Raw genomic sequence first — 20,773 nt, forward strand, 5'->3', positions numbered from 1 at the left:
CATTATCCCGAGGGCTTTGTGACCGGCCGCCGATAATCCCAGGGATGGATTTGCCCCTGCCCGACCCCGCCCCACCCCGTGCCATCCGCGAACTGCCCGACGAGCTGATCAGCCAGATCGCCGCCGGCGAGGTCGTCGAGCGGCCCGCTTCGGTCGTGCGCGAGCTGGTGGACAACGCGCTGGATGCCGGTGCCCGCAACGTCCTCGTCAAGCTGATGGCCGGCGGCGTGCGCAGCATCGTCGTCGAGGACGACGGCTGCGGCATCCCCGTCGCCCAGCTGCCGCTGGCCCTGAAGCGCCATGCCACCAGCAAGATCGCCTCGCTGAACGAACTGGAATCGGTCGCCACCATGGGATTCCGCGGCGAGGCGCTGGCGGCCATCGCCTCGGTGTCGGAGATGGCCATCGCCAGCCGCACCGCCGATGCAGCCCATGCCCACCGCCTGGACGCCCGCAGTGGCGAGCTGGGCGCCGCCGCCCGCTCGCGCGGCACCAGCGTCGAGGTGCGCGAGCTCTTCTTCGCCACGCCGGCCCGCCGCAAATTCCTGAAGACCGACGCCACCGAGCTGGCCCATTGCGTCGAGGCGGTGCGCCGGCATGCCCTGGCCCGGCCCGACGTCGGCTTTGCGATCTGGCACGAAGGCAAGCTGGTCGACCAATGGCGCCCCGCCGCCATCGAGCAGCGCATCGGCGACGTGCTGGGCGAGGACTTCATCGCCGAAAGCCGCGCCTTCGAGCACAGCGCCGGCCCGCTGGCCCTGACCGGCCGCGCCGGCCTGCCCGAGGCGGCACGCTCGCGAGCCGACCAGCAGTACGTCTGGGTCAATGGCCGGTATGTGCGCGACAAGCTCATCAGCCACGCCATCCGCTCGGCCTACGAGGACGTGCTGCACGGCCAGCGCCAGCCCAGCTATGTGCTCTTCATCGAGATCGCGCCCGAGCTGGTCGACGTCAACGTGCACCCGACCAAGATCGAGGTGCGCTTCCGCGACGGGCGCGCCATCCATCAATCCGTGCGCCGCGCCTTCATCGATGCGCTGGCCCAGTCGCGGGCGGACGCCGCCGGCGTCGAGTCGGCGATGGCACCGCTGGCCTTCGAGCCCACCCAGCCGGCTACGCTTTTCGTCTCCGAGCCGCGCCCGGCCTATCAGTCATCCTCCTTCGTGGCACCGGTGCCGCCGACGGCCGAGCAGGTCAGGTTGTCGCTGGTGCAGCATGAGGCCCTGTGGAACCCCGGGGAGACCGCCGAGCCTGCGCCCGCGACGCCGGCCGCACCGACCCTCACGCTGAAGATGAACCTGCCCGATGAGGACTGGCCGCTGGGTCGGGCCATCGCGCAGATCCAGGGCGTCTACATCCTGGCCGAGAACAAGCAGGGCCTGGTCATCGTCGACATGCACGCCGCCCACGAGCGCGTCGTCTACGAGCGCCTGAAGGCCCGCCTGGGCGCGACGCAGATCGAGAGCCAGCCCCTGCTGATCCCGGTCAGCTTTGCGGCCACGGCCGAGGAAGTCGCCGCCGCCGAGCAGCACGCCGAGACCCTGGCCAAGCTCGGCTTGGACGTGTCGCCGCTGTCGACCCGCACGCTGGCCGTGCGCTCCCGCCCCGCCCTGCTGGCGGCCAGCGACCTGGTCGCCCTGACCCGCGAGCTGCTGGCCGAGATGGCCCAGTTCGACGCCAGCTCGGTGCTGGAGCGTGCCCAGCACGAGATCCTCGCCACCATGGCCTGCCATGGCGCCGTGCGCGCCAACCGCCAGCTCAATCTCAATGAGATGAACGCCCTGCTGCGCGACATGGAAGCCACCGAGCGCGCCGACCAATGCAACCACGGCCGCCCGACCTGGCGCCAGCTCGACATGCGCGAGCTGGACGCCCTGTTCCTGCGTGGCCGCTGAAGAAAGAAGAAGCACGACATGGCCACCATCACCCTGAAGGGCAAGCCCAAGCCCGCCGCCAAGACCCGCAATGCCGAGGGCGAGAAGCGCGCGCCGGTGCGCGGCAAGGGCGTTTCCAAGCCCCGCACGACGCTGGCCAAGGCGCAGGCCGAACGGGCCGAGCGCGAGGAGCAGTTCCAGAAGGCTCAGCAAAAGCGCGAGCGGCCTGCACCGGCTGGCGAAGAACGTCCCGCACGGCCCAAGACCGGCGGCGCCTTCAAGCCCGAATGGCAGCAGCAGCCACGCGGCGATGCGCCCCAGCGGCCCGAGCGTGGCCCGCGCGCAAGGCCGGACGAGCGCGTTGAGCGCGGCCCTCGCGTCCGCCCGGACGAGCGCCCGCGCGATGATCGCCCCCCGCGCGTCGACCAGCGCCGCGCCTCCAACCGCGGCCCCGGCTTCGAGCCGCCGCAGCGCCCGCAGCAGCGCCTGAACCCCGCCCGCGAGGTCAGCGCCGAAGACGGCGAGCGCCTGTCCAAGCGCATGAGCGAGCTGAAGATGTCGTCGCGCCGCGAGGCCGATGAATGGATCGCCGCGGGATGGGTGCGTGTCAACGGCAAAGTCGCCGTGCTGGGCCAGCGCGTCGGCCCTGACGTCGAGATCACCATCGACCCCGCCGCCCGTCAGGCCCAGGCCCAGCTCGTCACCGTGCTGCTGCACAAGCCCATCGGCTATGTGTCCGGCCAGGCCGAGGACGGCTACGAGCCCGCCGTCGTGCTCTTCCAGCCCGACAACCGCTGGAAGGACGATCCCTCGGGCATCCGCCCCCATCCCAACCACCACCGCAGCCTGGCCCCCGCCGGTCGGCTGGACATCGACTCCACCGGCCTGCTGGTGCTGACCCAGGATGGCCGCATCGCCAGGGTGCTGATCGGCGACGACTCCGATGTCGAGAAGGAATATCTCGTGCGCGTCGAGTTCGTCGGCCATGAAGTGCCCGAAGGCACGCTGCCAAACGCCGCGCTGACGCCCGACAAGCTGGCCCTGCTCAACCACGGCCTGGAACTGGACGGCGAGCAGCTCAAGCCCGCCAAGGTCAGCTGGCAGAACGAGCATCAGCTGCGCTTCGTGCTGCGCGAGGGCAAGAAGCGCCAGATCCGCCGCATGTGCGAACTGGTCGGCCTCAAGGTCGTCGGGCTGAAGCGCGTGCGCATCGGCCGCATCCCTCTCGGCCACTTGCCCGTCGGGCAGTGGCGCTATCTGGCCCCATGGGAAAAATTCTGAACACCCCCTACCGGCTTCGCCGGCCCCCTCAAGGGGGCGCAGCTGGTGGCCCGGCAAAGCCGGTTCCACGGCTGCCGCTTGGGAAGGCACTACAGCTGCGATGAGTCCTGTCTGTTTGGCCGGCCCCACCGGCTGCGGCAAGACGGCGGCAGCCCTCGCGATTGCCGAGGTGCTGCCGGTCGAGATCATCAGTGTCGACTCGGCCCTGGTCTACCGCGGCATGGACATCGGCACGGCCAAGCCCACGGCCGCCGAACAGGCCGCCGTGCCCCACCACCTGATCGACATCCTCGACCCGACCGGGAGCTATTCGGCTGCCGAGTTCGTGCGCGATGCCAAGCGCCTCGCCGCCGAGATCAGCGCGCGCGGCAAGCTGCCGCTGCTGGTCGGCGGCACCATGCTGTACTTCAAGGCTCTGTTCGACGGCCTGTCGGCCCTGCCGCAGGCCGATGCCGAGTTGCGCGCCACCATCGATGCCGAAGCCGCCGAGCGCGGCTGGCCGGCCCTGCACGCCGAGCTGGCCCAGCTCGACCCCGAGACCGGCGCCCGCCTCGCCCCCAACGACAGCCAGCGCATCCAGCGCGCCCTCGAAGTCATCCGCCTGACCGGCCAGCCGCTGAGCGCCCTGCATGCCGCCTCACGTGAAGAGGGTGTGGACTGGCCGCTGTTCTCGCTGGAGCCCACCGACCGCGCCTGGCTGCACGAGCGCCTGGCCCAGCGCTTCGATGCCATGCTGGAGCAAGGCTTGATCGACGAGGTGAAGGCATTGCGCGCCCGCGGCGACTTGAGCCTGGCCCTGCCCTCCATGCGCTGCGTCGGCTACCGCCAGGCCTGGGAAGCCCTGGATAGCAACGACTTCTCGGACCTGCGCGAGCGCGGCATCGCCGCCACCCGCCAGCTCGCCAAGCGCCAGGTGACCTGGCTGCGCAGCATGCCCCGGCGCCGCGTCATCGCCTGTGACGGCGTGCAGCCCATCGCCGAGCTGCTGGCCGGGCTGCAGCGCCTGCTCGGCTAGGGTTGTTCCCCTTTGCTTGACGCGCCGGAAACTTCAGCTAAAGTGATATCACTTTGATTCACTTTTGAGACAGGTTCCACCATGTCCAACTCCGCCCCGTCGCGTACCCTCGTGACCGAGAAGCCGGCCCGCGCCGCCAATGGCTATCTGATGGCCCTCGTTGGCCTGGCCCTGGGTGGGCTGGGCATGCTGATGCTGACGCGCGGTGCACCGGTGGTCGGCATCCCGCTGGGCCTGCTGGGCCTGTTCGTGATGGGCGGGCTCTACCTGCTCAATCCCAACCAGGCCGCCGCGCTGACGCTGTTCGGCGCCTACACCGGCAGCGACCGCGGCGCCGGCCTGCGCTGGGCCAACCCGCTGTCGGTCAAGAAGCGCGTCTCACTGCGCGACCGCAACTTGAATGCGCCGGTGCTCAAGGTCAACGACCAGCGCGGCAACCCCATCGAGATCGCCGCCGTCATCGTCTGGCAGGTGCGCGACACGGCCCAGGCCCTGTTCCAGGTCGACGACTACGAAGCCTATGTGCGCGTGCAGGCCGAGGCCGCCATCCGCCATCTGGCCACCTGCTATGCCTATGACCACTCCGACGAAGCCGACACCAACAGCGTGACGCTGCGCGGCGGCCAGGACGCCGTGGCCCAGGCCCTGCGCGTCGAGCTGCAGGCGCGCTTCCACGATGCCGGCGTCGACGTGCTGGACGCCAAGATCAGCCACCTCGCCTACGCCCCCGAGATCGCCCAGGTCATGCTGCGCCGCCAGCAGGCCGAAGCCATCATCGGCGCGCGGGCCAAGATCGTGCAGGGCGCCGTCACCATGGTCGAGACGGCCCTGCAGGGCCTGAGCGAACGCCAGATCGTCGTGCTGGACGACGAGCGCAAGGCGGCCATGGTCAGCAATCTGCTGGTCGTGCTGTGCTCGGACCGCGAGACCCAGCCGGTCGTCAATACTGGGACCCTCTACACCTGAAGAGGCATGGCCAGCCCCGAAAAGAAATCCTTCCCGCTGCGCATCGACCCGGCCCTGTGGGCCGAGGTCGAGCGCCTGGCGGCGACGGAGCTGCGCAGCGCCAATGCCCAGGCCGAACTGCTGCTGCGCGAAGCCCTGGCCCGGCGCGGCGTCAAGCTCGCGCCGCCCCAGGGTCGGGCCAGCGCCGCGCGCAAGGACCCAGAATCCGGGTCATGAGTCTTTTGAGTGCGCGCCGCCTCGCGAAGTCCTACGGCGAGGTGGCGGTGTTTTCCGAGGTGGACCTGGACCTGGAAGCGGGCGAGATCGTCGCCCTGCTGGGGGAGTCGGGCAGCGGCAAGTCCACGCTGCTGAACTGCCTGGCCGGCCTGGATGAGGCCGATGTCGGTTCCATCACGCTGGCGGGCCAGGACCTGCGCGCCCTGGACGACGAGGCCCGCTCGGCGCTGCGCCGCCGCGAGCTGGGCTTCATCTTCCAGGCCTTCCATCTGCTGCCGCATCTGAGCGTGGCCGACAACGTCGCCCTGCCGCTGCGCCTGCTGGGCCAGCGTGACGACGAGCGCGTGCAGCAGATGCTGGCCGCCGTCGAGCTCGGCGCCCTGGCGGCACGCATGCCCCGGCAGTTGTCCGGTGGGCAATTGCAGCGCGTGGCCATCGCACGCGCCCTGGTGCATCGCCCTCGCCTCGTGCTGGCCGACGAACCCACCGGCAACCTCGACCCCCGCCATGCCGGCGAGGTGCTGGAACTGCTGAGGCGCTGCACGCTGGAAGCCGGCGCGGCTTGCCTGCTGGTGACGCATTCGGAGCGCGCGGCCGAGGCCACGGACCGGCAGCTGCGCCTGGACGCCAGCGGGTTGCACGCCGCATGACCCTTTGGCGCCATTTCACCTGGCCTGCCTGGCGCGACCAGCCCGGCCGCGTCGTGCTGGCCGTCATCGCCGTCATGCTGGGCGTGGCCCTGGCCTTCGGCGTGCATCTGCTCAATGGCGCGGCCCTGGCCGAGTTCGCGCGAGCCGCACGCGGCGTCAACGGCCAGCCCGACCTGGTGCTGAAGGCCCGCGCCGGTGCGCTGACCGATGCCGATCTCGTCGAGCTGCTGAACCGCCCCGAGGTGACGGCGGCCAGTCCCGTCGTCGAGGCCATGGCTCTGTGGCCCGGCCAGGTCGGCCCCGGCGGCCGCGGCCTGTCCATCCACCTCATTGGCCTGGACCCCCTGGCCCTGCTGGCCTCGGCCGCCGCCGGCCACCCGCTGGCGCCCGAGCTGACGCCCCAGGTCGAAAGCGGCGTGGGCGGCTTGCTCGGCGCCAACGTCGTGCACCTGAACGCCGCGGCCCGCAAGCTGCTGCCCGCCGGCGCCAAGACGCTGACGCTGCGCCTGCCCGGCGACGGCAAGCCGCGTGATATCGAGCTCGCCGTTGGCGGCCGCGTCATCGCCGACAACACACCGCTGGGCGTGCTGGACATTGCCGACGCGCAAGCCCTGTTCGGCCGCCTCGGCAGCCTGGACCGCATCGACGTGCAGCTCGCGCCCGGCACCGACGCCAAGGCCTGGGCCGCCAACCTGCCCGCGCGCTGGCAGGCCACGCCCCCCGACGACGCCGGCGCCCGCCTGTCCGACATGACGCGCTCCTACCGCGTCAATCTCGGGCTGCTGGCGCTGATGGCCCTGTTCACCGGCAGCTTCCTGGTCTATGCCGTGCTGTCCCTGGCCACCGCCCAGCGCCTGCCGCAATGGGCCCTGGTGGGCGTGCTGGGCGTGTCCGCGCGCATGCGCTGGCGGCTGATCCTGACCGAAGGCGGGGTCATCGGCCTTGTCGGCACGGGACTGGGCTTGGCCCTGGGCGTGGGCCTGGCCGCCGGTGCGCTCAAGCTGATGGGGAGTGATCTGGGCCTGCATGGCGCCAGCGATTCCTCGGCCGAGCTGCTGTTCAACCAGCCCTTGCTGGTACCGGCCCTCGTCTACGGCGCACTCGGCCTCGCTGCCGCCCTGGTGGCGGCGCTGGCGCCGGCGCTGACGGTCAGGCGCATTGCCCCCGCCCTGGTGCTCAAGGGCCTGGGCCTGCCGGCCAGCCGCACGCTGCCGGCCTGGGCGGGCCTGGCCCTGCTCGGCTTGGGCGCCGCCCTGGCCGGGCTTCCGCCTGTATGGGGCGACACGCCGGTCGGCGCCTATGCAGCCATGTTCTTGCTGCTGATGGGCGGCCTGGCCCTGGTGCCGGCGCTGGTGCAGGGCATGACGGCCCTGCTCTCCCACCTGCCGGCCAATGCCCTGCTGCTGCTGGCCCGCGAACGCAGCCGCGACCAGGCCACCGAGGCGCGCCGCTCGCTGGCCGGCGTCCTCGTCGCCCTGGCCCTGGCGGTGGCCATGACGGTCATGATCGGCAGCTTCCGCGAGTCGCTGCTGCGCTGGCTGGACGATGCCCTGCCGGCCGACCTCTACGTGCGCAGCGCGCTGCGCGCCGCCAACGCCCTGCCCGCGCCGCTGCCGCCGGCCTTGCTGCAGTCGCTGTCTCAACTGCCCGAAGTGGCCCGCAGCTCCCCCCAGGTCACGGCGCGGCTGCGCCTGGCCGCGAGCGGCCAGGCCGTGGCCCTGACCGCGCGTGACGTCAGCGCCGGCGGCCTGCCCCTGGTCGAGCGCTGGAGCGGCGTCCGAGAAGCCGACGCCTTGCCCGTCTGGGTCAACGAGGCCGCGCGGGACCGTGACGGGCTCAAGCCCGGGCAGGTGCTGCAGGGCGAGCTGATCGACGGCGGCCGCCTGCTGAAACTGCAGGTGCAGGGCGTCTGGCGCGACTATTCACGCCAGAACACGGCGCTGTGGATGGCCCTGGACGACTACCGCCGTGCCAGCGGCGACACGAGCACGGCCGAGCTGGCGCTGTGGCTGGCGCCGGGCCAGTCCCTGGAGGCCACGCGTGCCGCGGTGCGCAAGCTCGGCGGCGACAACGTCGAGATGGCTGCCGCGGGCGAGCTGCGTGCGCTGTCGCTGAAGATCTTCGACCGCAGCTTTGCCATCACCGTCTGGCTGCAGGCCGTGGCCCTGGCCGTGGGCCTGTTCGGCGTCATCGCCAGCCAGTCGGCCCAGGCCCTGGCCCGCAAGCGCGAGTTCGGCCTGCTGCGGCATCTGGGCCTGTCCAAGCGCCAGCTGATGCGGCTGCTCCTCATCGAGGCCAGCCTGCAGGGCGGCGCTGGCGCCATCGCAGGCCTGGCTCTGGGCCTGGGCCTGAGCGCCATCCTCGTCTATGTCGTCAACCCGCAGAGCTTTCACTGGAGCATGGAGATGCATCTGCCGCTGCTGCGCCTGGCCGTCCTCGTCGGCCTGGCCTTTGCCGCAGCCGTCGGCGCCTCGCTGCTGGCCGGCCGGCGCGCCCTCGGCACCGACGCCGTACGCGCCGTGAGGGAGGACGCATGAATTGAAGCCCCTCGTCCAGCCGCACACCGCTGAACGAGGTGCGTCTGACCGGTCCCCCTCGGGGACGGCGATGCTTGCGGCATCGAGCCGCAAGCACATCGCCAGCCGGGCCGGCTCGGGAGCGGCCCAGCGCTCGGCCCGAAACAAGCAGTCTGAGGTACCGCGAGTGCCACCAATGGCGAAGGGAAAACTGATATGAAGCGACGCGCTCTGCTGCTCGCCGCGCTGCCGCTGCCGGCACGAGCTGCGATGCAATTCCCAGCCGACTTCGGTGCCCACCCGGCCCAGGGCATTGAGTGGTGGTATCTGACGGGCCTGCTCGGCGACGGCGACAACGCACCGCCGCGCTTCGGCTACCAGCTGACCTTCTTCCGCCTGCCGGGGCCCGCGCCGGCCGACCATCCCAGCGGCCTGGCGGCAAAGCAGTTGCTGCTCGGCCACGTGGCCCTGTCCGACCTCGGCGCCCGCAAGCAGCGCCATGCCCAGCGCCTGCTGCGCGCCCTGCCCGGCACCGTGCAGACGCTGACGGGCGATTGCGACGTCAAGCTGCGCGACTGGACGCTGAAGCGCAGCGGCGACGGCTATCGCGCCGCCTTCAACGGCCCCGGCTTCGCGCTGGAGCTGAACCTGAGCACGGCCGAGGCGCCGTTGCTGCAGGGCGAAGCCGGCTTGTCCCGCAAGGGCGCCAACCCCGAGCAGTTCAGCCACTACTACACGCGGCCCCAGCTCACCACCCAGGCCACGCTGACGCTGGATGGCCAGCGGTCCCGGCTTGCGGGGCGCTCCTGGCTGGATCATGAATGGAGCGACCAATATCTCGGCGACACCGCGGGCTGGGACTGGCTGGGCATCAATCTGCATGACGGCCGCGCCCTGACCCTGTTCCAGCTGCGCCGCAAGGACGGCAGCCGCGACTGGGCCGGTGGCAGCCTGCGCACGCCTGGCCAAGCCGACCGCAGCTTTGCGCCCGAGGAGGTCGAGATGACGCCGACACGCCACTGGACCAGCCCGGCCACCGGCGCGCGCTATCCCGTCGAGTGGCGGCTGAAGAGCCCCGCCGGCGAGATGCTGCTGGCCACGTATTTCGATGTCCAGGAGATCGACGCCCGCCACAGCAGCGGTCTCGTCTACTGGGAAGGCGCCTCGCAGCTGTTCGACCTGCAGAAGCGACCACTCGGCGCCGGCTATCTGGAATTGACCGGCTACGCAGGCAGGCCGCCACTGCCGTGACCCACAATGCGCGCCGGATGCGACGCCAACCCTCCCGGTGGCGCCGCGTTGACCCCACACCATGAGTTCCACCACCGACCGTCCCGCCTCCAAGCAAGCCCGCTCCCTGAGCGGCCTGGCCCCCTTTCTGCGCCCCTACCGTGGCCGCATCGCCCTGGCCCTGGTGACCCTGCTGCTGGCCGCCCTGGCCACGCTGGCCTTCCCCATCGCCCTGCGCGGCCTCATCGACGCGGGCTTTGCGGCCGGCAACGCCGGCGAGCGCCTGATGGCCCTGCGCGAGCACTTTCTGGCCATGTTCGCCGTCGGCGCGGCACTCGGCCTGTTCTCGGCCTCGCGCTTCTACATGGTCACCTGGCTGGGCGAGCGCGTGACGGCCGACCTGCGCAATGCCGTCTACACCCATGTGCTGCGCCAGAGTCCCGAGTTCTTCGAGACCACGCAGACCGGCGAGGTGCTGAGCCGCATCACGACCGACACCACCGTCGTGCAGACCGTCGTCGGCTCCAGCCTGTCCATGGGTCTGCGCAATATGGTCATGGGCGTGGGTGCCCTGGTCATGCTGGTCGTCACCAACCCCTATGTGATGGGCCAGGTGCTGGGCATCCTGGTGCTGATCGTGGCACCGGCCCTCTACTTCGGCCGCCGCGTGAGGAAGCTCTCGCGCGCCAGCCAGGACCGCGTCGCCGACACCTCGGCCATCGCCGCGGAAGTGCTGAACGCCGTCACCGTCGTGCAGAGCTACACCCAGGAGGGTGCCGAGGCCAAGCGCTTCGCCAATGCCAGCGAGGCGGCCTTCGACACCGCCCGCAAGCGCACCCGCATCCGCAGCTTCATGGTGGCCTTCATCATCACGGCCGTTTTTGGCGCCATGCTGTGGGGCCTGTATCAGGGCACCCAGGCCGTCATCGCCGGCAAGATCAGCGCCGGCCACCTGGGGCAGACGGTGGTCTACGTGACCTTGCTGGTCAGCAGCGTGGCGGTGCTGGCCGAGGTCTGGGGCGACGTGCTGCGCGCGGCCGGTGCCACCGAGCGCCTCATCGAGCTGATGGAAGCCCGCTCGCCGGTGGGCGAGCCCGCACAACCGCGCGCCCTGGGCGTGACAACCGGCGGCAGCCGCGTCGAGTTCGACGCCATTCAGTTCCACTACCCCTCGCGCCCCGCGACGCCTGCGCTGGACAGGCTCAGCCTGAATATCGCCCCCGGCGAGACCGTCGCCCTGGTCGGCCCCAGCGGCGCCGGCAAGAGCACGGTGCTGCAACTGCTGCTGCGCTTCTATGACCCGCAGTCGGGCTCCATCCGGCTCAACGGCGTCGAGACCCGCGAGCTCCGCCTCAAGGACCTGCGCGCCAGCATCGGCCTGGTACCCCAGGACAGCGTCATCTTCTCGACGACGGCGATGGAGAACATCCGCTATGGCCGCCCTGACGCGACGGACGCGGAAGTCATGGCCGCCGCCAAGGCCGCCTTTGCCGACGACTTCATCCGCGCCCTGCCGGAGGGCTATGCCAGCTTCCTCGGCGAGCGCGGCGTGCGCCTGTCCGGTGGCCAGCGCCAGCGCATCAGCATCGCCCGCGCCATGCTGAAGAACCCGCCGCTGCTGCTGCTCGACGAGGCCACCAGCGCCCTGGATGCCGAGAGCGAGCGCGTCGTGCAGGCCGCGCTGGAAGCCGCCATGCAGCACCGCACGACCCTGGTCATCGCCCACCGCCTGGCGACGATCCAGAAGGCCGACCGCATCGTCGTGCTGGATGCGGGGCGCATCGTGGACATTGGCCGACACGAGGAGCTGGTCGCGCGCGGCGGGCTGTATGCCAAGCTGGCGGCCATGCAGTTCGGGCTGATTGCAGACGCGGACGTGGCCTGAGCGGTCCCCCGTCCGGCGGCAGCCGCATGCGCATGCCGGGAATGATCATTCGCCCACCTCGCCGGAAGCGAACCTCTTGTGCGCAAGCCATGATCGCGCCGGTGGCGGCTTGCCGTAGGCTTGCGCGCCGGGCACCGTGAATTCCACTTCCGTTCCCTTCTCCGGGCCGGGGCGGACCGTGAGCTTGCCGCCGACAAGCTCGGCGCGCTCGCGCATGCCGCTCAAGCCGAAGTGGCCTTGCTTTTCGCCCAGGCTGAGCACCTCCGGGGCGATCCCCTTGCCGTCGTCACGCACCCGCACCCACAGTTGCCGCGCGTCGTAGTGGATCTCGACGTCGATCCGCTTCGCCTCGGCGTGGTGGAAGGCATTGCGCAGCGCCTCGCTGGCGATGCGGAAGGTTTCGTCGCGCACGAGGGGATGCAGGGCCTGCGGCCTGCCCTGCACGTCGACGTGCGCGGACGCCGCATGACCGCTCTCGTGGGCAAGATCGTCGGCGAGCGCCCGCAAGGCGTCAGCGAGGTTGTTCGTCTCCAGGGTCGAGGTCCGCAAACCCTGCACGGTGTCACGGCCCTCGGTGATCGCCGCGGCCGCGCGGTCGATGGCACTCGCGAGGACCTGCTTCGACTCGCGGGGGCGATCGGGCAGCAGATTGAATGCGGCCTGGAACTGCAGCAACAAGCCGTGGAAATGCTGCAGCAGCGTGTCATGCAGGTCGCGGGCGATGCGCGTTCGCTCGGCGACGCGGGCTTCCAGCCTGGCTTCGAACTGGCGCTGCAGCCGCCGGATGCGCATGTGCAGCCGCAACTGGAAGCCGCTCCATGCCAGGCCGACGAGCAGCGCCGCAGCGGCCAGGCGAAACCAGGTCGTCTGATGGAAGGCCGGCGGGATCGAAAACTCGATCTGCGCGCCCTCCTCATTCCACACGCCGCTGTTGTTGGACGCCTTCACGCGGAAGCGATAGTTTCCCGGCGGCAGATTCGTGTAGGCGGCCTGGCGCCTGTCGATGGCCTCCTGCCAATCGCTGTCATGCCCTTCCAGCCGGTAGCGAAAGCGCGTGCTCTTCGGGTCGACCAGGCTGAGCGCGGTGAACGCTATCGTCATGTCGCGCACCAGCGCGGGCAGGCGAAGGCCATCGGCGACGGCGTAGGACTTCTGGTCGGCGACGAGAGTCTCAATATGGACCGGGGGAGGCAGCGGGTTGATCGGCAGGTGCGCAGGGTCTATCACCTGGACGTCGGCACCCGACACGAACCAGAGCTTGCCATCCGGGCCTTTGGCCACGGGAGGATTGAAGTAGGCCGGCGAGAAGGCCAGCAGCGGGACACCATCCGCGGCGCCCCAGAGCTTCGGAGCGACGCTGTGACCCGGGTCGGCGATCCAGGCCGCGAGGTCCTCAGGCAGGACTCGCACGAGGCCGCAGGATGCGTACATCCACAGCGACCCGTCGTCGTCCAGCGTCGACCAGTGGATGGTGTTGCAGGGCAGGCCATTGCCGACCGTCAGCGTGGCGACGTGGCCATCCTTGATGCGGCTCAGGCCACCCTCTTCCGTGGCCGCCCACACGGCCCCGTCGGCATCGAGCCGCAGACCCGCGACATGGCCCGCACCCAGCCCTTGCGCCACACCGTAGCTCGCCCGGACCGCGCCATCCTTGAAATACAACACCCCGCCGTCCTGCCAGAAGGACAGCCACACGCCGCCGCCATCGGCGACGATGACCTTGGCCTGCTGCCGGCGACCGAGCGCTGCCCACGGAATGTTCTCGACGAATCGGCCCTTGTGCAGCCGCCCCAGACCTTCGTTGCCTGACAGCCAGAGGTTGCCCGCCACGTCTCCCGTGATGGAGTAGAACTCCTTGCCAGGCACGCCACGGACCGCGACGAAGCGGTCAGCCGCGAAGTAGGCCAGGCCGCGGCCCGTGCTCGCCCAGAGTCGCCCATCGGCGTCCTGATACAGGGACTGCATCTGCGCATCCGGCAGCCCGTCGCGTTCCCTGTAGACGGTAGGGGTACCGCCCTTCCACCGGGCCAGGCCATCGTTCGTTGCCACCCAGACGCTGCCGTCCGTGGTGGCCAGCACGGCCTTCGTTGCTTCGTTGGGCAGCCCCTGCGGCGTTGACATGGTGGTGACGGGCAGCTTGCGGAAACGGTCCACCCCCTTCTCGCTGCCAAACCAGATGTTCCCCTCGCGGTCTTCGAAGAGGCTGCAGGCGATGTTGCCGGAGAGACCATCTGCCCGGGTGAACGCGTCCGCTTTGCCCTCCTGCAGATGGACGATGCCGTGGCCCTCGGTCCCGACCCAAAGACCGCCATCGCGATCGCGCAGCAACTTGTTGGACTTGATCTCGCGGTCGGTGAGCCACTCGCCGGGCCTGGCAGCGCTTTGCATCGGGTAAGGCTGCAACTTGTCGCCGGCCATCCGCTTGATGCCTGAGCCCCGGATGCCGACCAGCAGTTCTCCATCGGCGGTCGTGCTCAAGTCGCCCACGCGCATGCCGGGTGTCTCGAATCGCTGGGGAGGCCCGGGCTTCCATCGCCACAGGCCTGAGTCCGCACCCACCCAAAGCACCCCGGCACCGTCCTCGGCGAGGCTCCAGACAAACTGGCCGAAGCCGCCGTCCTGCGTGACGCACTCGGCCTGTCCTGCGCGAACCGCACACAAACGCCCCGGGTTTCCGAGCAGGCCGACCCAGATCGTGCCGTCGCGGCCCTCGAGCAACGACGTCACAAACCCACTGTCGATCTGCGGATACCGCGTCAGCTCGACGCCATTCCAGCTGGCAAGCCCGTTGAAGGTGCCGATCCACAGCGTTCCGTCGCGGGCCACCAGCAAGGCGTAGGGGTTGTCAGGCAGCAACTGGCCCTTCGGCGGTTGCCACGGAACGAACCGAAGGCCGTCGAAGCGAAACATGCCAAATGACCCACCAACCCACAGATACCCATCGGGCGTCTGCGCCATCGCGAAGACCAGGCCCAGCATGGCCCCGTCGCGGGCTGTCCAGGAGGTGTGCGCGTATTGGGTGACCTGCAGGGGTGGGTCCAGCGCAAGGGCGGCCGGCGGCGAGGCGAGCAGTGCCGACGCCAAGCACAGGCCGGGCAGGAGGCATCTTCGACGTTGACCTTGATTCACCGGGAATCCCTTTGCCGCTTGAGGCGCCCGGCAGCGTAGCGCGAAAGGCTCGCCGTCGGTTGAAGGCGAGACTAGCGGAGACAATGGCGGCCATGAGTATCCCGCCCCGCCCTCCGCAGCAATACGAAGACTTCATGCGTCATGTGTTCGAGCATGGCGTGCAAAAGAGCGACCGCACCGGCACCGGCACGCGCAGCGTGTTCGGCCACCAGATGCGCTTTGACCTGGCCCGGGGCTTCCCGCTGGTGACGACCAAGAAAGTGCACCTGAAGTCCATCGTGCTGGAGCTGCTGTGGTTCCTGCGCGGCGACAGCAACGTCAAGTGGCTGCAGGAACGCGGCGTGACGATCTGGAACGAGTGGGCGCGCGAGGACGGCGACCTCGGCCCGGTCTATGGCGTGCAGTGGCGCAACTGGCCGACGCCGGATGGGGGTCATATCGACCAGATCGCCGACGTCGTCAAGACGCTGAAGTCCAACCCGGATTCGCGCCGCATCATCGTCAGCGCCTGGAATGTGGCCGACCTGCCCAAGATGGCTCTGATGCCCTGCCACGCCTTCTTCCAGTTCTACGTGGCCGACGGCAAGCTCAGCTGCCAGCTCTACCAGCGCAGCGCGGATATCTTCCTGGGCGTGCCCTTCAATATCGCCAGCTACGCCCTGCTGACCATGATGCTGGCCCAGCAGTGCGACCTGGAACTGGGCGACTTCATCTGGACGGGCGGCGACTGCCACATCTACGACAACCACGTCGAGCAGGTGCAGACCCAGCTGGCCCGCGAGCCGCGGCCCTATCCGACCATGATCATCAAGCGCCGGCCACCGAGCATCTTCGACTACGAGTACGAGGACTTCGAGCTCAGCGGCTACGACCCGCATCCGGCCATCAAGGCGCCAGTCGCGGTATGAGCAGGATCACTTTGGTGGCGGCAGTCGCGAAAGACGGCGCCATTGGCCGCGACAACGCCCTGCTCTGGCATCTGCCCGAGGACATGGCCCGCTTCAAGGCGCTCACCAGCGGCAAGCCCGTTGTCATGGGCCGGCGCACCTGGGACTCGATCCCGGCCAGGTTCCGCCCCCTGCCCGGCCGGCGCAACCTCGTCGTCAGCCGCAGCGTGAGCGAACTGCCCGGTGCCGAGGTCTTCACCAGCCTGGAAGCGGCCCTGGCCGCCTGCGCAGCCGAGCCCGAGACCTGCGTCATCGGCGGCGGCGAGATCTACGCCCTGGCCTTGCCGCGCGCTGACAGGCTGGCGCTGACCGAGGTGGATGTCGTCTTTCCCGATGCGGACCGGCATTTCCCGGCCTGGCCGCGCGATCAATTCATCGAAGCCAGCCGCGCGACGCGAAGCAGCGCCAACGGCATGCGCTTCGATTTCGTCGATTACCTACGCAAGGAATAAAACCATGTCCGGAAAAGGCTTCCACGTCCACGGCCCCCACGAGCACGAGCTGGAGCATGCGGCCCACCACGAGCCCAAGGGCTTTGCCGGCAAGCTGGCCGTCATCACGGCCATCCTGGCCACGGTCGGTGCCTTCTTCTCCTACACGGGCGGCGTGACCCAGGTCAACGCGGCGCTGTACAAGAACGACGCGGCCATCAAGAAGACCGAGGCCAGCAACCAGTGGGCCTTCTACCAGGCCAAGAGCAGCAAACAGAACCTGTCCGAGCTGGCCCTGGACCTCAGCAACAACGAGGAACAGAAGGCCAAGTACCGCGACAAGATTGCACGCTACGAGAAGGAAAAGGCCGAGATCAAGGCGAACGCCGAGAAGCTGGAGGAAGAGTCCAAGCATTTCGACGAGATGAGCGCCGAGGAGATCCATCTGCATCACCGCTGGGCCCAGGCGACGACGGCCCTGCAGGTCTCCATCGCCCTGGCCGCCATCACGCTGCTGACCAAGAAGCGCTGGATGGAGTGGGCGACCATCGCCGCCGGCCTCGTGGGCGTGGCCCTGGGCGGTGCGGCCTGGATGCATATCTGACGGCAGCGGCCAGGGGGTCCTCTCGCTAGGATGGGCCCATGCTCAACCGCATCGACGAAGAGATCACTTTCCGCAAGCTGGAGATCCTGCTTGCCTTCCTGGAGAGCGGCAACCTCGCGCGCGCGGCTGAGCGCCTGGGCATCAGCGCCGTCAGCGTGCACCGCGCCCTGCATTCGCTGGAGACGGGCACGCGCTGCAGCCTGTTCCGCCTCGAAGGCCGCAATCTGCAGCCCACCGACGCGGCGCATGCCCTGGCCGACGTGGCCCGCGAGGTCTTGCAGACCATGTCTCACGGCATCCGCGCCACGCGCGAGATCGCCGGCTACGCGGCCGACCGCATCCGCATCGGCTCGCTGTATTCGCTGACCAGCGTCACCGTGCCGGCCCTCATCATGGGCCTGCGCCTGCGCAAGCCCGACATCCAGACCGAACTGGTGCTGGGCTCCAACAACGATCTGCTGCGCAAGCTGCGCGAGGGCAGCGTGGACGCCACCGTCATGGGCCATCCCGAGGGCGCCAGCGACGTCGAGTCACAGCTGCTGTTCGAGGATGACATCTTCTTCGCCGCACCGGCCGAGTCGCCCCATGCCCGGCAGGCCGAGATCGACCTCAGCGCCTGCGCCGACGAGCGCTTCGTGTCGCTGAACGAGGGCTATGTGACCCACGACCGCTTCGTCGACGCCTTCCGCGTGGCCGGCTTCGAGCCCAACGTGGTCATGACCACCAACGACATCTTCTCGCTGATGAATCTGGTGGGCGGCGGCATCGGCTGCACCCTGCTGCCGGGTCGTATCCGCGGCGTGCTGCCACGCAATGTGGTTCTCGTGCCGCTGCAGCCGCGCTTGCAGATGCGGCAGAAGATCAGCGTGTGCTTCCTGCGCACACGGGAGCGCGACCCCAATCTGCTGTCGCTGCTGGCCGCCTGCCGCAGCCATGCCGCCGAACTTCAGGGTTAACCCACAACCCTTGCGGCCGGCGTAAACATCGCCCGGCAAGGTTGATTGATCGTCAGAGGGGCCGCTCCCACACTGCGGCCGCATACCGCCCATCCAAGGCGGACTCTGGAGACACCCATGACCCTGACCCGACGCGACTGGCTGGCAGCGACTGCCGCCGCAACCGCCTGGCCCACCGCCTTCGCCCAGGCCGGCAGCCTGAAGATCTCCCACCAATTCCCCAGCGGCACGCTGGAACAAGGCGATTTCCGCGACCGGCTGTGCCGCAAGTTCGCCGCCGAGGTCGAGAAGCGCAGCAACGGCGCGCTGAAGGCCTCGGTCTATCCCGGCTCGTCTTTGATGAAGACCAATGCCCAGTTCTCGGCCCTGCGCAAGGGCGCCCTGGACATGAGCCTGGTGCCGCTGTCCTATGCCGGCGGCGAGGTGGCCGAGACCAATGCCGGCCTGATGCCGGCCCTGGTGCCCAGCTACGAGCAGGGCGCGGCCTGGAAGACGGCCGAGGTCGGCAAGCTGCTGTCCAAAGTGCTGGACGACAAGGGCGTGCTCATCGTCAGCTGGGTCTGGCAGGCCGGCGGCGTGGCCAGCCGCGCCCGCCCGCTGGTGACGCCCGACGACGCCAAGGGCCTGAAGGTGCGCGGCGGCAGCCGCGAGATGGACATGATGTTGAAGCAGGCCGGTGCCTCCGTCATCACGCTTCCCTCCAACGAGATCTATGCCGCCATGCAGACCGGCGCCATGGACGCGGCCATGACCTCGTCCACCAGCTTCATCTCCTTCAAGCTGGAGGAGATCGCCAAGCACCTGACCTCGGGCCGCCAGCGCACCTACTGGTTCATGTTCGAGCCGCTGATGATCTCCAAGGAGGTCTTCAACAAGCTGCCCAAGGCCCAGCAGGACATCGTCATGGCCGTCGGCGCCGAGATGGAAGTCTTTGCCCGCGACGCCGCCAAGGCCGACGACAAGGCCGCCGCCGACATCTATGCCAAGGCCGGCGCCAAGGTCTATGACATGGACGAGCCGACGCTGAAGAAGTGGCAGGCCATCGCACGCGACACGGCGTGGAAGGACTTCGGCGAGAAGAACGAATCCTGCGCCGCCATCCTCAAGGCTGCGCAGAAGCTGCTCTGAGGCCGCCATGAGCCACGGTTTTGAAATGCAGCCGGCGGTGGTGGCCGGTATCGACCCCGACACACCCGCGCTGCTGCGGCCCGTCGCTCGGGCCTTGAACTTCGTCAACCACGCCATGGTGGTGCTCGGCATGCTGGCCCTGCTGGTGGCCTCCTGCGTGCTGACCTACAGCGTCGTGTCGCGCTATGTGATGAAGGCGTCGACCGACTGGCAGGACGAGGCCGCCGTGTTCTGCCTGGTTGGCGCCACCTTTCTGTGCGGCGCCTTCGTGCAGGCGCTGCGCGGCCATGTCGGCATCGAGGCCATGGCCGGCCTGCTGCCGCGCTCCGTCAACCGCCTGCGCGTGGCCCTCGTGGACCTGATGTGCACCGCCTTCTGCGCCTTCTTCGCCTGGAAGTCCTGGACCCTCTTCCACGAGGCCTGGGCCGAGGGCCAGACGACCTCGTCGTCCTGGGCGCCGCCGCTGTGGATTCCCTACGGCCTGATGGCCCTGGGCATGACGCTGTTAAGCCTGCAGCTGTTGGTGCAGCTCACCGCGCGCATCAACGGCCTCTTCAAACCTGCACAAGGAGCAGCAGCATGAGCATGCTTGTCCTCGGCTCGCTGTTCGGCGTCGTCACGCTGCTGTTCATGTTCTCGGGCGCGCCCATCGCGTTCGCGCTCGGCAGCGTTGCGGTGCTGTTCATGGCCCTCTTCATGCCGGCCTCGGCTCTCGACACCATCACGCAGAACGTCTATGAGGAGATGGCCAGCATCACGCTGCTTTCCATACCGCTGTTCATCCTGAAGGGCGCGGCCATCGGCAAATCGCGCGCGGGCCAGGACCTTTACGCGGCCATGCATGTCTGGATGGGCCGCATCCCCGGCGGCCTGGGCATTGCCAACGTGTTCGCCTGCGCGCTGTTCGCGGCGATGGCCGGCTCCAGCCCCGCCACCTGCTCGGCCATCGGCAGCGCCGGCATCCCCGAGATGCGCAAGCGCGGCTACTCGCCCGGCTTTGCGGCCGGCATCATCGCGGCCGGCGGCACCCTGGGCATCCTGCTGCCGCCGTCCATCACGATGATCCTGTACGCCGTGGCGGCCGAGCAGTCGCTGGGCCGGCTCTTCCTGGCCGGCATCATGCCGGGCGTGCTGCTGGTGGCGCTGTTCGCCATCTATGCAGCCTTGCGCTACCGCAAGGAATACGCGCTGGCCGAGGCCGAGTACAAGCGCAGCGGCGCCGCCTCGGCCCTGCTGGCCAACGAGAGCTTCACCAACCGCCAGAAGTTCGAGATGCTGCCGCGCGTCGTGCCCTTCGTGCTGCTGCTGATCGGCGTCATGGTGGCCCTGTATGGCGGCTTCGCGACGCCGTCCGAGACAGCCGGCCTGGGCGCCTTGCTGGCACTGGCGCTGATCGCCGTCATCTACGGCGTGTGGCGGCCCAAGGACGTTGCACCCATCCTGCAGTCGACGCTGAAGGAGTCGACCATGCTGATGTTCATCATCGGCATGTCGCTGCTGTTCTCCTACGTGATGAGCTATCTGCACATCAGCCAGGCGACGGCGGAGTGGATCGTCGCCATGCAGCTGTCCAAGTGGGTGCTGCTGGCCGCGGTGCTGCTGATGGTCATCCTGCTGGGCTTCTTCCTGCCGCCCGTCAGCATCATCCTGATGACGGCGCCCATCATCCTGCCGCCGCTGAAGGCCGCCGGTTTCGACCTGATCTGGTTCGGCATCCTGATGACCATCGTCATGGAGACCGGCCTCATCCACCCGCCGGTGGGGCTGAACATCTTCGTCATCAAGAACATCGCGCCCGACATCGACCTGCGCGACATCATCTGGGGCGTTCTCCCCTTCGTCGTGCTGATGCTGTTGGCGGTGCTGCTGATCTGCATCTTCCCGGGCATCGCGACGGGTCTGCCCGACCTGGTCATGGGTGTCGCCGCCAAGGCGCATTGAGGAG

General features: G+C 69.1%; 17 protein-coding genes. 16 read left to right on the forward strand and 1 reads right to left on the reverse strand.

Features of this window, described 5'->3' with window-relative positions:
• Positions 1-44 precede the first annotated feature (44 nt).
• From mutL to J2X20_RS02045, 9 genes are all read left to right on the forward strand, one after another.
• Entirely contained in the window at positions 45-1,895 is a 1,851-nt protein-coding gene (mutL, locus tag J2X20_RS02005; RefSeq protein ID WP_310260124.1) for a DNA mismatch repair endonuclease MutL, read from the forward strand.
• 18 nt (positions 1,896-1,913) lie between these two features.
• Positions 1,914-3,155: a pseudouridine synthase gene (locus J2X20_RS02010; protein WP_310260127.1), complete on the forward strand. Its 1,242-nt coding sequence runs from the start codon at positions 1,914-1,916 to the stop codon at positions 3,153-3,155.
• A gap of 100 nt (positions 3,156-3,255) precedes the next feature.
• Positions 3,256-4,170 (forward strand): tRNA (adenosine(37)-N6)-dimethylallyltransferase MiaA, encoded by a 915-nt coding sequence (gene miaA, locus J2X20_RS02015; RefSeq protein ID WP_310260130.1) that lies wholly within the window; start codon positions 3,256-3,258, stop codon positions 4,168-4,170.
• An 81-nt stretch (positions 4,171-4,251) separates the two neighbouring features.
• The gene (locus J2X20_RS02020) at positions 4,252-5,136 is read left to right on the forward strand and encodes an SPFH domain-containing protein (RefSeq protein ID WP_310260133.1); all 885 of its coding nucleotides are present in this window, start codon (positions 4,252-4,254) and stop codon (positions 5,134-5,136) included.
• Between the two features lie 6 nt (positions 5,137-5,142).
• On the forward strand, positions 5,143-5,352 hold the full coding sequence (locus J2X20_RS02025; RefSeq protein ID WP_310260136.1) for a type II toxin-antitoxin system antitoxin: 210 nt from the start codon (positions 5,143-5,145) through the stop codon (positions 5,350-5,352).
• Positions 5,349-6,002: an ABC transporter ATP-binding protein gene (locus J2X20_RS02030; RefSeq protein WP_310260141.1), complete on the forward strand. Its 654-nt coding sequence runs from the start codon at positions 5,349-5,351 to the stop codon at positions 6,000-6,002. Before J2X20_RS02025 ends, J2X20_RS02030 begins: the two co-directional genes overlap by 4 nt.
• Entirely contained in the window at positions 5,999-8,539 is a 2,541-nt protein-coding gene (locus J2X20_RS02035; RefSeq protein WP_310260144.1) for an ABC transporter permease, read from the forward strand. The genes J2X20_RS02030 and J2X20_RS02035 overlap by 4 nt, the downstream gene beginning before the upstream one ends.
• Positions 8,540-8,734: 195 nt before the next feature.
• Positions 8,735-9,769: a lipocalin-like domain-containing protein gene (locus J2X20_RS02040; RefSeq protein ID WP_310260147.1), complete on the forward strand. Its 1,035-nt coding sequence runs from the start codon at positions 8,735-8,737 to the stop codon at positions 9,767-9,769.
• Between the two features lie 61 nt (positions 9,770-9,830).
• Positions 9,831-11,633: an ABC transporter transmembrane domain-containing protein gene (locus tag J2X20_RS02045; protein ID WP_310260150.1), complete on the forward strand. Its 1,803-nt coding sequence runs from the start codon at positions 9,831-9,833 to the stop codon at positions 11,631-11,633.
• 45 nt (positions 11,634-11,678) lie between these two features.
• Here the strand turns inward: J2X20_RS02045 and J2X20_RS02050 are convergent, their stop codons facing one another.
• Positions 11,679-14,762, reverse strand: a complete 3,084-nt coding sequence (locus J2X20_RS02050) for a sensor histidine kinase (RefSeq protein ID WP_310260153.1) — start codon at positions 14,760-14,762, stop codon at positions 11,679-11,681.
• 92 nt (positions 14,763-14,854) lie between these two features.
• Between J2X20_RS02050 and J2X20_RS02055 the strand changes: the two genes are divergently transcribed.
• From J2X20_RS02055 to J2X20_RS02085, 7 genes are all read left to right on the forward strand, one after another.
• The gene (locus tag J2X20_RS02055; protein ID WP_409034126.1) at positions 14,855-15,670 is read left to right on the forward strand and encodes a thymidylate synthase; all 816 of its coding nucleotides are present in this window, start codon (positions 14,855-14,857) and stop codon (positions 15,668-15,670) included.
• On the forward strand, positions 15,667-16,161 hold the full coding sequence (locus J2X20_RS02060; protein WP_310260159.1) for a dihydrofolate reductase: 495 nt from the start codon (positions 15,667-15,669) through the stop codon (positions 16,159-16,161). The genes J2X20_RS02055 and J2X20_RS02060 overlap by 4 nt, the downstream gene beginning before the upstream one ends.
• A 4-nt stretch (positions 16,162-16,165) precedes the next feature.
• On the forward strand, positions 16,166-16,744 hold the full coding sequence (locus J2X20_RS02065; RefSeq protein ID WP_310260163.1) for a DUF4337 domain-containing protein: 579 nt from the start codon (positions 16,166-16,168) through the stop codon (positions 16,742-16,744).
• A 38-nt stretch (positions 16,745-16,782) separates the two neighbouring features.
• Positions 16,783-17,700 (forward strand): LysR substrate-binding domain-containing protein, encoded by a 918-nt coding sequence (locus tag J2X20_RS02070; protein WP_310260166.1) that lies wholly within the window; start codon positions 16,783-16,785, stop codon positions 17,698-17,700.
• A 117-nt stretch (positions 17,701-17,817) separates the two neighbouring features.
• Complete coding sequence (gene dctP / locus J2X20_RS02075) at positions 17,818-18,828, forward strand: TRAP transporter substrate-binding protein DctP (protein WP_310260169.1); 1,011 nt, start codon at positions 17,818-17,820, stop codon at positions 18,826-18,828.
• Between the two features lie 7 nt (positions 18,829-18,835).
• Entirely contained in the window at positions 18,836-19,411 is a 576-nt protein-coding gene (locus tag J2X20_RS02080; protein WP_310260172.1) for a TRAP transporter small permease, read from the forward strand.
• Complete coding sequence (locus tag J2X20_RS02085; protein ID WP_310260175.1) at positions 19,408-20,769, forward strand: TRAP transporter large permease; 1,362 nt, start codon at positions 19,408-19,410, stop codon at positions 20,767-20,769. Before J2X20_RS02080 ends, J2X20_RS02085 begins: the two co-directional genes overlap by 4 nt.
• Positions 20,770-20,773 lie beyond the last annotated feature (4 nt).

The organism is Roseateles saccharophilus (assembly GCF_031458095.1).
Lineage (GTDB): Bacteria > Pseudomonadota > Gammaproteobacteria > Burkholderiales > Burkholderiaceae_C > Pelomonas > Pelomonas saccharophila_A.

What these genes read in the sequence shown, in the direction of transcription:
- J2X20_RS02080 (WP_310260172.1), top strand. Translation starts at nt 18,836, where the DNA reads ATGAGCCACGGTTTTGAAATGCAGCCGGCGGTGGTGGCCGGTATCGAC.
- dctP (WP_310260169.1), top strand. Translation starts at nt 17,818, where the DNA reads ATGACCCTGACCCGACGCGACTGGCTGGCAGCGACTGCCGCCGCAACC.
- J2X20_RS02065 (WP_310260163.1), top strand. Translation starts at nt 16,166, where the DNA reads ATGTCCGGAAAAGGCTTCCACGTCCACGGCCCCCACGAGCACGAGCTG.
- J2X20_RS02055 (WP_409034126.1), top strand. Translation starts at nt 14,855, where the DNA reads ATGAGTATCCCGCCCCGCCCTCCGCAGCAATACGAAGACTTCATGCGT.
- mutL (WP_310260124.1), top strand. Translation starts at nt 45, where the DNA reads ATGGATTTGCCCCTGCCCGACCCCGCCCCACCCCGTGCCATCCGCGAA.
- J2X20_RS02070 (WP_310260166.1), top strand. Translation starts at nt 16,783, where the DNA reads ATGCTCAACCGCATCGACGAAGAGATCACTTTCCGCAAGCTGGAGATC.
- J2X20_RS02020 (WP_310260133.1), top strand. Translation starts at nt 4,252, where the DNA reads ATGTCCAACTCCGCCCCGTCGCGTACCCTCGTGACCGAGAAGCCGGCC.
- J2X20_RS02030 (WP_310260141.1), top strand. Translation starts at nt 5,349, where the DNA reads ATGAGTCTTTTGAGTGCGCGCCGCCTCGCGAAGTCCTACGGCGAGGTG.
- J2X20_RS02040 (WP_310260147.1), top strand. Translation starts at nt 8,735, where the DNA reads ATGAAGCGACGCGCTCTGCTGCTCGCCGCGCTGCCGCTGCCGGCACGA.
- J2X20_RS02045 (WP_310260150.1), top strand. Translation starts at nt 9,831, where the DNA reads ATGAGTTCCACCACCGACCGTCCCGCCTCCAAGCAAGCCCGCTCCCTG.
- J2X20_RS02060 (WP_310260159.1), top strand. Translation starts at nt 15,667, where the DNA reads ATGAGCAGGATCACTTTGGTGGCGGCAGTCGCGAAAGACGGCGCCATT.
- J2X20_RS02010 (WP_310260127.1), top strand. Translation starts at nt 1,914, where the DNA reads ATGGCCACCATCACCCTGAAGGGCAAGCCCAAGCCCGCCGCCAAGACC.
- J2X20_RS02085 (WP_310260175.1), top strand. Translation starts at nt 19,408, where the DNA reads ATGAGCATGCTTGTCCTCGGCTCGCTGTTCGGCGTCGTCACGCTGCTG.
- miaA (WP_310260130.1), top strand. Translation starts at nt 3,256, where the DNA reads ATGAGTCCTGTCTGTTTGGCCGGCCCCACCGGCTGCGGCAAGACGGCG.
- J2X20_RS02035 (WP_310260144.1), top strand. Translation starts at nt 5,999, where the DNA reads ATGACCCTTTGGCGCCATTTCACCTGGCCTGCCTGGCGCGACCAGCCC.
- J2X20_RS02025 (WP_310260136.1), top strand. Translation starts at nt 5,143, where the DNA reads ATGGCCAGCCCCGAAAAGAAATCCTTCCCGCTGCGCATCGACCCGGCC.